The sequence below is a fragment of the Ellagibacter sp. genome, assembly GCF_048412355.1.
GTDB lineage: Bacteria > Actinomycetota > Coriobacteriia > Coriobacteriales > Eggerthellaceae > Ellagibacter.
Map to the genome: position 1 here is coordinate 107402 of NZ_DBFSAP010000022.1, position 11250 is coordinate 118651.

General features: G+C 59.8%; 9 protein-coding genes. 5 read left to right on the forward strand and 4 right to left on the reverse strand.

Features of this window, described 5'->3' with window-relative positions; genetic code table 11:
• The first annotated feature begins 67 nt into the window (after positions 1–67).
• Positions 68–940 (forward strand): LysR family transcriptional regulator, encoded by an 873-nt coding sequence (locus ACMRQN_RS03450; protein ID WP_418733829.1) that lies wholly within the window; start codon positions 68–70, stop codon positions 938–940.
• Positions 941–1165: 225 nt separating this feature from the next.
• On the opposite strand, the gene ACMRQN_RS03455 is transcribed toward ACMRQN_RS03450, so the two are convergent.
• Positions 1166–2104: a manganese-dependent inorganic pyrophosphatase gene (locus ACMRQN_RS03455; RefSeq protein WP_158049771.1), complete on the reverse strand. Its 939-nt coding sequence runs from the start codon at positions 2102–2104 to the stop codon at positions 1166–1168.
• 448 nt (positions 2105–2552) lie between these two features.
• On the opposite strand from ACMRQN_RS03455, the gene sdaAA reads away from it, so the two are divergent.
• The gene (gene sdaAA, locus ACMRQN_RS03460) at positions 2553–4184 is read left to right on the forward strand and encodes an L-serine ammonia-lyase, iron-sulfur-dependent, subunit alpha (RefSeq protein WP_418733830.1); all 1632 of its coding nucleotides are present in this window, start codon (positions 2553–2555) and stop codon (positions 4182–4184) included.
• 134 nt (positions 4185–4318) lie between these two features.
• Here sdaAA and ACMRQN_RS03465 read toward each other — a convergent pair whose 3' ends face one another.
• Both ACMRQN_RS03465 and ACMRQN_RS03470 read right to left on the reverse strand, forming a co-directional pair.
• The gene (locus tag ACMRQN_RS03465; protein WP_418733831.1) at positions 4319–4582 is read right to left on the reverse strand and encodes a Txe/YoeB family addiction module toxin; all 264 of its coding nucleotides are present in this window, start codon (positions 4580–4582) and stop codon (positions 4319–4321) included.
• Positions 4575–4841, reverse strand: a complete 267-nt coding sequence (locus ACMRQN_RS03470; protein WP_418733832.1) for a type II toxin-antitoxin system Phd/YefM family antitoxin — start codon at positions 4839–4841, stop codon at positions 4575–4577. The genes ACMRQN_RS03465 and ACMRQN_RS03470 overlap by 8 nt, the downstream gene beginning before the upstream one ends.
• Before the next feature lie 632 nt (positions 4842–5473).
• Here ACMRQN_RS03470 and ACMRQN_RS03475 point away from each other — a divergent pair.
• The gene (locus tag ACMRQN_RS03475; protein WP_158049775.1) at positions 5474–6835 is read left to right on the forward strand and encodes an ATP-binding protein; all 1362 of its coding nucleotides are present in this window, start codon (positions 5474–5476) and stop codon (positions 6833–6835) included.
• A gap of 139 nt (positions 6836–6974) precedes the next feature.
• Here ACMRQN_RS03475 and ACMRQN_RS03480 read toward each other — a convergent pair whose 3' ends face one another.
• Positions 6975–9359: an ATP-dependent helicase gene (locus ACMRQN_RS03480; RefSeq protein WP_418733833.1), complete on the reverse strand. Its 2385-nt coding sequence runs from the start codon at positions 9357–9359 to the stop codon at positions 6975–6977.
• 280 nt (positions 9360–9639) lie between these two features.
• On the opposite strand from ACMRQN_RS03480, the gene ACMRQN_RS03485 reads away from it, so the two are divergent.
• A complete protein-coding gene (locus ACMRQN_RS03485) occupies positions 9640–10770 on the forward strand; it encodes a CobW family GTP-binding protein (RefSeq protein WP_418733834.1) in 1131 nt (376 codons plus the stop codon).
• A gap of 131 nt (positions 10771–10901) precedes the next feature.
• Positions 10902–11250 (forward strand): IS110 family transposase (locus ACMRQN_RS03490; protein ID WP_418733835.1); only part of this gene is annotated, 349 nt, incomplete at its 3' end.

Here is an 11250-nt window from a genome sequence, read left to right on the forward strand (position 1 = left end):
CTTGATAATGTCCAATATATCTTTAAGATGAAAATCATAATGTTTTCCTTATGAGATGGAGAAGGATATGGAACTGCTTCAGCTGAGGTACTTTCTTGCCGTGGCCGAAAGCGAGCACATGACCAACACGGCGAAGCAGCTCCACATCGCACAGCCTGCGCTCACGCAGTCAATCCACCGCCTCGAGCAGGAACTCGGCGTAAGCCTGTTCGAGCGTGCGGGGCGCGGCATCCGCCTCTCCCCCGCTGGCGCCTACGTTCGAGACCGCGTGAAGCCCGCGATGGAAACCCTCGAGAATGTGGCGCGCGACGTGCAGCTTTTCCAACAGGGCGAGCAGGGCGTAGTCCGCGTCGGCGTGCATGCGGCATCTGGGGTGGCTATAGACGGCATCGCCGCCTATAGCGAGCTCAACCCGCATGTCTCATTCGAGATCACACAGGACGAGCGCGAGCGACATCGCGACGTCATCGTGACAACTATTACGCCGCGCGGCTCGAGCACAGTGGAGAACGCCGTCGAAAAGACGCCATTTTCGGAGCGCATCGGCATCGCCGTTCCCGCAAGCAGCGCGCTTGGGGATACCGCCTCGCTTGCGGACTTTGCAAACGAGCGGTTCATCGCCCTCGCGGGGTCGCGCCGCTTTCGCGAGGTGTGCGACACCTTCTGCGCGCGCCGCGCCTTCACCCCGCACATCGCCTTCGAAAGCGACAATCCACTCGTAGTGAAGAAGATGATCGGCCTCGGGCTCGGCGTGGGATTTTGGCCCGACCACAGCTGGGGCGACCTCGACCCGAAGTCCTGCCGCCTCGTCCATCTGCAGGAAACCGAATTCACGCGCGACGTCATCGTGGCGAAGACAAGCCGCTGCACCCCAGATTCCGAAGCACAGCGCTTCTACGAATTCCTGCTCGACTACGTGGCGAAACGCTGGGAAGAATAGCACCCGAACGTACGGCGGGATCTTGACGCGACCGCCCGTCGGTTGGGCAAAGACTCACGCTGGCAACATCTTTCCCGCAACGACCGCCCCGCAGGAACAGCCCCGACGTCGGCATAGTCGCTCGCGCACGCAAAAGACCCCGACGCCTGCGCGGATTTGCGCGAGACATCGGGGCCTTGTCACTTCAAAGAGCGAGCATCCGCCTTCGCGGACACATCCGCTTTCTTATGCGGCGAGGATAGGCGCCGCAACCTGCTTCTTGCGGGAGAGCACGCCGGGCATCCAGGCGCTTTCACCATCGTTCAAGTTCACACCGAACACGTCGGAGACGAACTGCGTATCGCCCTCGCAAATGAACTGCGAGCCCTCAGCGAGGATGTCAGTCGCAAAGAACAGCACGAACTGGTAGCCCTTTTCAGCGACGAGCGCCTTGATAGCCTCGCGAATCTCGGCTTCGCGGCCGAGGACCGCCTTCAAGTCGACGGTCTCGAACTGGCCGATGTAGACCTTGTTGCCATTCTTGAGTTCGAATTCCTTCGCGTCGGCGTTCACCAGCTTGTCGATAGGAAGCTCGGCGGGGTTCGAACGGCACTTGAAGATGTCCATTCCGTATTCGACCGGATCGACGCCCAGGGTCTTGGCCGTACGCGCAATCATGTCGCGGTCGAAATCAGTCGTGGTGGGCGACTTCATGATGACGGTGTCGGTGAGCATCGCACCGAGCAGCAGTGCGGCGATGGACTCGGGAAGCTCCACACCCTCGATCTCGAATTCGCGTGCGACGATGGCGGCGGTGGAGCCGACGGGCTTCACGTTCACGCGAATCGGTTGCGCGGTGGTAAGGCCGCCCAGGCGGTGATGGTCGACAACTTCGACGAGGTCGTCAGTGTTCAAGCCGTCCACGGACTGGAGCATCTCGTTATGGTCGACGAGGATGACCTTAGCGCCCTCGGGAACCGACTCGATAAGGCGGGGCTGCTCGATGCCGCGCTCGCCCATGATCCACTCGGTCTCGGGAGGAAGCGGCCCCAGGCGCACCGGCTCGAAGACGGCCTCCTCGCCCGCGCGGCGCGCGAGCTCGTTTTTCAGGTATGCATACCCGACAGCCGCGCTTATGGCGTCGTTATCAGGGTTTTTGTGACCGACGACGATGATCGATGACATGTTCTCTCTCCTTGTTTCTCCGCCGTGCAGCTCAAAGCGGCAGCGTACATCGTGATGCGCAGCTAACCTGAGCGATCTCGGCGGGATGTTAAAAATGCCCGAACAGTATAACGCACGCCCCGCATCGCGCGAGCTCGGAAACGCAATCGCGCTAGGCATCGGCGTGAAAGGGATTGCAGGTCGCGAAGCCTCTGCGCTTGCGAGCTCGCGCCTTCCATCCCCTTTGCCCCAACGCAACTGATATATAGTGTTGATGGAATCGGCACGGCGATGCGCGTCTCGAAACGGAAGTTGAGGATGCTTGTCGTGCACGTTATCTACGCAGCGTGCGCCATTGCACATATCGCGTATGCCACGGGTGGCTTCGCACACGCTGCACGCAATGTAAGCGCATTCCGCGAGACGCGCGCGACAGCATCAAACTGAGGAGAAACAGGAGCGCATTCCCATGAAAACGCTTGGACTTCGCGATATCATCGGCCCGATCATGGTCGGACCCTCCTCCTCGCATACCGCAGGCGCGCTGCGCATCGCGCTTATGGCGAGAAACCTGTGCGGCTCGGCACCCCAAAAAGCGGTGTTTCGTCTTCTCGGGTCGTTCGCGCACACCTACCAGGGGCACGGCACTGACAAGGCACTCGTTGCTGGCATGCTTGGGTTTGCCGCTGACGACCTGCGCGTTCGCGACTCCTTCCGCTGGGCCTCCGCAAAGGGGCTCGCATTCTCCTTCACCCCCGACCCCCAGGCCGACGATTTCGCGCACCCCAACACGATCGACGTCACCGTGACCGATGAGTCAGGTTGCACGGTTTACGTGCGCGGCGAGAGCATCGGCGGCGGCGCAGCCGTGATCACGCGCCTCGACGGCATCGACGTGCACATCACCGGCGAGCACACGAGCGTCGTCGTGCGACAGCGAGACGAGGCGGGCGTGCTCGCCCATATCGCAAGGTGCCTATCGGACGAGGGCGTGAACATCGCGACGACGCGCATGTTCCGCGAAAGGCGCGGCCAGGTGGCCTACACCGTGCTCGAGTGCGACCAACGGGTGAGCGACAAGGTGCGCCGCGCAATCGCCGAACACCCCGGCATCTTCGACGTGCGCGTGATTCCCGCCGACAGCACGGCTTCCGAGGGCGAAGGCGCGAAAGGCTGTCCCATCGACGAGGGGCAGGCGCTTATAAGCTTCGAAGCGCTCGATTTTGCGAGCGGGAAAGAGCTTTTGAACTGGTGCGATGCCCATGATTCGACCATCTCGCAAGCCTTCTGCGCCCGAGAGGAGGCCCTGTGCGCGTCGCAAGGATGCATCGCCGACACGCAGGAATACCTCAAGCGCGCGCTCGACGTGATGCGCGCCTCGACGCTGCGCCCGATCGAGGAGCCTGCCGAGTCCATGGGCGGCCTTTTGGGCAGCGAGGCGCAGCGGATGCGCACGTTCCACGCATCGGGGAGAAGCGTCTGCGGTGATTTGACAGTGAAGGCGGCGACCTATGCGATGGCTGTGCTCGAGACGAACGCGTCGATGGGCCGCATCGTCGCCGCGCCCACCGCCGGCAGCGCGGGCGCCGTCCCCGGCGTACTCATGGCTCTCGGAGAAGAGCACGGGTTCACCGATGAAGACTTGGCTCGCGGGCTTTCCTGCGCGGCCGCCGTGGGATTCCTCATCACGAGAAACGCCACCGTGTCGGGCGCCGAGGGCGGCTGCCAGGCGGAGGTGGGCGCCGCATGCGCCATGGCGGCTGCGGCGACGTGCGAGCTTGCCGGGGGCACGCCCGCGCAGTGCCTGAACGCTGCCGCGAACGCGCTCACTAGCCTGATGGGGCTCGTCTGCGACCCCGTGGCAGGGCTTGTGGAAGTGCCTTGCCAGAAGCGCAACGCGGCAGGCGCCGCCGTGGCGCTCGTGAGCGCGGAGATTGCCCTTGCGGGCATCGGGAACCTCGTCGACTTCGACCAGACGGTCGATGCGATGTTCGCTGTGGGCAAAAGCCTCCCCTTCGAGCTGCGCGAAAGCGCCCTCGGGGGCCTCGCCGCCACCCCCGCCGCCTGCACTTACTGCGAAAGCTGCATGAGCAGAAGCTAGAGGGCATTCCACCGAATGCCAGATTTGGGATAGCGCCTTCAGATTCGCTTTCCCAAATCTGAAGGCGCACAGGCAAAATGCGAAGTTGGCCGCGGACAAGAGCGCCGCCGAAAGCAGGATGCCAGAAACCAAGCCTATTTGTCCGAATAATGGCTTCTCGCCGAGTAAATGCGAATCGTATCGCCTTGCACGTCGTAGATAAGGCGATCCTTCTCATTGATCCTTCTCGACCACAAGCCAGACAAGCTGCCCTTGAGTTTTTCAGGCTTTCCCAGCCCCTCATAAGGGTTTCGCAGCGCATCTTCTATCAACTTGTTAATGCGTTTGAGCGTTCGCTTATCCTCGGCTTGCCACCAAAGATAATCTTCCCAGGCATCGTCGGACCACAGTTTAGGCATCCTCTACCTCGATGAGCTCGTGGTTTGCACCTCGTTCTTCGGCAAACTGCTTCATCCCTCTCTCAATCTTGCTCATCAAACGCGCGTTCGATTGAACCTCTAAGTTTTCAATGAGATTATCGTAATCCATCGCATTCATGACGACCACATTCGCGCTTGGGTCTTTGCTCGTGACCAACAGCGGAATAGCATCATCGCGCGTCTTATCCAAGTATGCCCGCAAATCCTTGCGAAACGTCGAGTACGCAACCGCTTCCATGGCGAGACCTCCATACTTGTACAGATTCTTGTACGATAATTACATTCTACGAAAGTACACAAACGATTGCAAGCGCAGAGACTTCATCTGGCGTTTTCTCAGAATACAAATGCACAACATACCAAGAAACGAATACTGCAAGGGAAGTCGGCAATCGGGGCAAAATCACTTCTTCCGCATGTATGCACCTCCACATCCGAGAAAACTGCAATGCCATCGCCGATAAAGCTTATTCAACATAGCAAGAAAGGATTACCGTGGAAGCAATTAAATGCGAACTATGGCGGCAGCATCTTTAAGATTCTTAATTGGAACGCAAACGCTCATTCGCGTCGGTTTCCCTTTGCCTTAGTCCTGTTTCTTGAACTCCGGAATCTTGTCTGCCCCAAGCCCGTTGCAAGGCGATTTCCATTTCGGCATCATGGCCGAAGGCGGGAAAGCGAAGGCGGGCATGGCTCGGCATCGCTCAAGTACGCTGCCGAGCCTTTGCGGGCTTTTGCGTTTGGAGCGCATTGCCGCCCGCAAAGGCTACAACCCCAAGTTCTGCGCATCGTGCATATTCTACCTATGAAAGTTCTGCGCATCGTGCATAATGGGGGCATGGAAGTTCTGCGCATCGTGTTAGGAAAGCCATGCTCAAAAGAAAAGCATACGAAAAGCTCCTTGAGTGGAAACAACAACAGGCTGGGAAAACAGCCGTTCTCATAGAAGGTGCCCGCCGCGTCGGGAAAAGCACGCTTGCTAAGGAATTCGGCCTAAACGAATATAAATCATGTCTCGTGATCGACTTCTTCCAAGCCCCCGACGAGGTCAAGCAGTACTTTCGCGATTACAGCAACGATTTCGACGCCTTGTTCCTGTATCTTTCCGCCTATTATTCCGTCGAGCTGTTCGACCGCGAGAGCCTCGTCGTTTTCGATGAAGTGCAGATGTTCCCCTTCGCGCGGGGGCTTGTGAAGTACCTTGTCGCTGACGGCCGGTACGACTATGTTGAAACCGGATCGCTCCTATCGATCAAACAGAATATCCAGGACATCGTCGTTCCGTCCGAGGAGCAGACGCTTGAGCTCGCGCCGTTCGATTTCGAGGAATTTCTCTGGGCTATGGGCGAGAAGCCCCTAGCGCAGCTCATCGGGTCAAGCTTTGACTCCCTCAAGCCCCTTCCCGACAACCTGCATCGCAAGGCGTCGGCCCTGTTCCGCGAATACATGCTAGTGGGAGGAATGCCCGAGCCTGTGAGGATATACACCGAGCAGCGAAAGTTCCAGCCAGTCGAGCAGGCGAAGCGGCAGATCATCGAGCTGTATCGCAACGACGTGGCGCGCTTCGCCCGCGGTTACGAATTCAAGGTCGTTTCGGTTTTGGACGGTATACCCGGGCAGCTATCCAAGCATGAAAAGAAGTTCACGCTCAGCTCCATCAGCAAAAATGCTCGCATGCGCACGTACGAAGAGGCGTTTTTCTGGCTTTCCGATGCGCGCATAGCGAACATTTGCTACGCCTCCACCGACCCGAGCGTCGGCCTGGGGTTGAGTGTGGAACAAACTTCCCTGAAGTGCTATATGGCAGACACGGGGTTGCTCGCGACGCTTGCACTGTCGACGGGAGCGACGGACGAAGAGGGCGTGTACCGGGCGGTGCTCAGGGGCGACGTGGGCCTCAACGAGGGGATGCTTGTCGAAAACGTGGTCGCGCAATGCCTTGTCGCCAATGGGCGCAAGCTGTTTTTCTATTCGCAGTCGGGGAAGAAGGAAAACCAGCAGCGCATGGAAATCGATTTCCTTATCGTACGACCGTACGTGAACGCGGCAGGAAAACCGCGGATAAGCCCTATCGAAGTGAAGTCGCCGCGGCAGTATGGCACCGTTTCGCTAGACAGGCTCAAAGAGACGTTCGATAAGAAAATCGGCACGCAGTACGTGTTGCACCCGAAACAGATGAAAATCGAAGGCGACCGGGTTTATCTGCCGCTGTATATGGCAGGGTGCTTGTAGCCGAGATGAACTAATCAAGCTCATCGAGTAAATCTTACCCTCATCACCATTATGAGCATACTTTTCCAAAAGCACCCCATTTCTTGTATCCAAGAAATGGGGTGCGGTTCAGCCTTCCCTAGCAGCCTCTTTGCTCACGCTACCCAATCTTCACGATGGGGGCATAATCCTTCAAAAGCTTCTTCGTCTGGCCGGTTTTCGCGAAACGGATATGGAGCGTGTCGCCGTCGACTTTCACGACCTTGCCGCGGCCGAACGTCTTATGGTCGACTGCGTCGCCGACGGAGAAAGTGACGCCCGCCGCCTCCTTCTTCCCCGCTTTCGGGTTGACGTAGCCACCCGAACCGTGAGTGCTCGACCCCGTATGCCCGCTTCGGCCTGCGCGGTCGCGGTCGCCGCGACCCGCGCTTCCCGATGCGCTCGAGCGCCCGAACACGCGACCGCCGCCCGCTTCCGTACCGCTTCCCGCGATACCGCGACGGCTTCCGCGTTTCTCCCAGCCAGTGCCGGAAAAGCCCGCAGAGCCCAGCCCCGAGGTTTGGCGCAGCTCGGCAGGAATCTCGTGGATGAAGCGCGATACCGGGTTCGCCGACGTCTGGCCGAAAATCTGGCGCTGCTGCGCGCACGTGAGGTAGAGCACCTTTCGCGCACGGGTGATCGCAACGTAGGCAAGCCTGCGCTCCTCCTCGATGCCCGCAGCATCGTTTACGCTGTTCATATGCGGGAAAAGGGTCTCCTCCATGCCTGCCGTGAACACGCAGTCGAACTCAAGGCCCTTTGACGAGTGCACGGTCATGAGCGTAACGGCCTTGCCATCCTCCCCCATGGTGTCCAAATCGGTGCGCAGGCGCACCCACTCGATGAAGTCGGCAAGGGAATCCCCGCGAAGCACGCGGACAGGTTCCGTGTCGCCGGCAACCGCGTCCCCTTCCGTCGGCGCAGCAAACTCGGCGTCGTCTTCCTCATGCGTCTGCGAGAACTCGTCGACAACGCCCATGAATTCCTGGATGTTCTCGATGCGCCCGCGCGCTTCATCGGTGTTCTCGTTGGTGAGCGCCGAGATGAGCCCCGCGCGATCGACGATCATCTCCACCACGCGGCGCAGCTCGCCCGAATATTCCTGCGCCTCCTTGATAAGCTCGACGAATTCGCCCACCGCGCGGCGGGTCGAGGCGCGCAGCTCGGGGTCAAGCACGACAAGCTCAGCCCCCTGCATGAACGTCATGCCCATCTCGCGGGCAAACTGCTCGATGCGCTCGATGGTGGTCTTGCCGATTCCGCGACGCGGCACGTTGATGACGCGCTTCGCGGCAATGTCGTCGGCGGGATTCACGACCAGCGTGAGGTATGCCATGACGTCGCGAATCTCCGCGCGATCGAAGAACTTCGTGCCGCCGACGATGCGGTAGGGCACGCCCGCGCGCAAAAGCATGTCTTCAAGCATGCGCGATTGGGCGTTCGTGCGGTAAAAGACGGCGATCTGGTTGTACGACATGCCTGCCGAGCGGCGCTTCTCGATCTCGCCCGCGATCCAACGGCCCTCGTCGCGCTCGTCGGTTGCCATATAGACGTGGATCTTCTCGCCGTCCTCGGCGGAGGTAAAGAGCTTCTTCGCCTTGCGGTGCTGGTTGTTCGCGATGACGGCGTTCGCGGCGGCGAGCACATTGCCCACGCTGCGGTAGTTCTGCTCGAGCTTCACCGTGTGGCAGTTGGGATAGTCCTGCTCGAACTCGAGGATGTTGCGGATGTCGGCACCGCGCCACGAATAAATGGACTGGTCGTCGTCGCCCACGACCATGATGTTTTTGTACTTCTGCGCCAAAAGCCCGGTGATAGCATACTGCGCATGGTTCGTGTCCTGATATTCATCCACCATGATGTAGCGGAAGCGCTCCTGGTATGCCTCGAGCACGTCGGGGTGGTTCTTCAGCAGCAGATACGCGTACACGAGCAGGTCATCGAAGTCGAAAGCGTTCGCGGCACGCAGACGCTCCTGCAGTCGCGTGTAGATTCGGGCGGCCACCTTCCCCACCGGGTCGATCGCCTGCTTCTCGAAATCACCCGGCACAATGAGCTCGTTTTTCGCCTGGGAGATGCGTCCCATGAGGGCGTTTACGGGAAAGCGCTTCGGGTCGATGTCGAGCTCAGCCATGATTTCCTTGTACAGGCGCTTCTGATCGTCGGTGTCGTAGATGGTGAAGCTCTTCGAGAAGCCGAGGCGCTCGGCGTCGGCGCGCAGCATGCGCACGCACATACTGTGGAAGGTAGAGACCCACATGCCGCGGCACCGCGGCCCGATGATGCCCTGAAGGCGCTCGCGCATCTCAGCGGCGGCCTTGTTGGTGAAGGTGATCGCAAGTATTTCCCACGGTGCCACATCCAAGTCCTCCACGAGATGAGCGATGCGATAGGTGAGCACGCGCGTCTTGCCCGAGCCTGCGCCCGCGAGTACCAAAAGCGGGCCTTCCGTGCACTGGACAGCTTCGGCCTGAGGGCCATTCAACGTGGCGATGTCTACGGGCATAGGTATCTTCTCCTGCGTACTGCGAACGGGAAATGCGCGGATGCGCAACGCGGCCGCGCAAGAAAAGCCTCGCGCGGCCGGCATCGATTCATGTGTCGTCTCCGCATTGTATCGCAGCGCGACAAGACCCGTCTCGCTTACCGCAGTCGCTGCGCGAAAGCCACAGCTTTTGTTCGATTGCATGCGGTTTCACATGGAGATGGCCACGCGCGAAGCGCCTTTGGAGTAAAGTGGGCGGTAGCAAACAAAAGCAATCAAGCTAACCGCAAAGGAGCGTTTCATGGAAGAAGAGAAGCCAATCAAAATTATCCTGCTCACCGGGTATCTCGGAGCAGGTAAGACGACGCTGTTGAACCACATTCTCGCAAACGAGGAGGGCATCCGTGCCGCGGTCATCGTGAACGACATCGGCGAGGTGAACGTCGATGCCGCGCTCATCGACTCGAACGGGTTCTCCGAAATGGACGGCGACCTTATCCCGCTCACGAACGGCTGTCTGTGCTGCACGCTTTCCGACGACCTGGCCAACCAGCTGACCGACATCGCGAACGCGGGCAAGTACGACTACATCATCATCGAGGCATCGGGCATCTGCGAACCGATTCCCATTGCCTACATCATCTCCGACTTCTGCGATCAGACGAAAAACGAGGGGCACGCGCCGCTCGATTTGGACAACATCGTAGCCGTCGTCGACTGCGCGCGCATGTACGACGAGTTCAACGGCGGGCGCGACCTGTTGGAGGAAGACATCGACGAGGACGACATCGAGAGCCTGCTCATCCAGCAGATCGAGTTCTGCTCGACGCTCATCCTGAACAAGGCCGACAAGGTGACGCCCGAGCAAATGGATGAGTTGAAGGCAATCGTTCGCAGCCTACAGAAGGAAGCAGTCATCGTGGAGGCGACGCGCGGCGACGTGCCGATGAGTGAGCTTCTCGACACGAACCGCTTCGACTTCGAGAAGGCGTACAACTCCGCCGCCTGGGCAGACGCGATGGAACATCCCGAGGAGCACGACGACCCTGAGGTTCTCGAGTACGACATTGAGACCTTCATCTACAAGCGCCGCAAGCCCTTCGACCTCGACAAACTCAACGAGTACGCGGAGGGGTGGCCCACGAGCATCATCCGCGCGAAGGGCATCATGTGGGTGACCGAACATCCGGATACGGCATACGTCTTCGAGCAGGCGGGCCGCCAGATGACGATGGACGAGAGCAGCATGTTCGTCGACGCCGCCACCGAGGATGAGCGCCAGCAAGCGATTACCGAGTACCCCGAGATCATGGAAGACTGGGATCCCGAAGTGGGCGACCGCATGAACAAGATTTGCTTCATCGGACGCCACATGGACAAGGAGGTCCTCATCGCCGGCCTCGACTCCTGCCTCGTCGATTGGCATAAGTAAGCGAACAGACGATATGAGCAGGACACAGTAAATTGAGAGCCCCTGCTGCATGACTTTCCGCGGATTAGGCCGACAATGGAAGGTGTCTAGTCAACCGTGGCGGCCACGCCACATTCATGGAAGGGGCTCTCATGCTGAATGTTACCACGTTCGTAGGCCTGGACGTGCACGCGCGCTCGATCAAGGCGGTCGCGCTCGACGCCATGACCGGAGAGGTCAGATCCGCGACCTTCGGCTACGACGCGGCCGCCGCGGCCGACTGGGTCCGGTCCGTCGACCCCGCGGCCAAATGCGTATACGAGTCGGGCGTGACCGGGTTCGACCTGCAGAAGAAGCTCGCCGCCCTGGGCGTCGACTGCGTCATCGGCGCCGTGTCCAAGATGATGAAGCCCGCCGCCGACAGGCGCAGGAAGAACGACCGCAACGACGCCGAGTTCCTGGCCAGGATGCTCTCGGTGGGCAACGTCGTGGAGGTGTGGG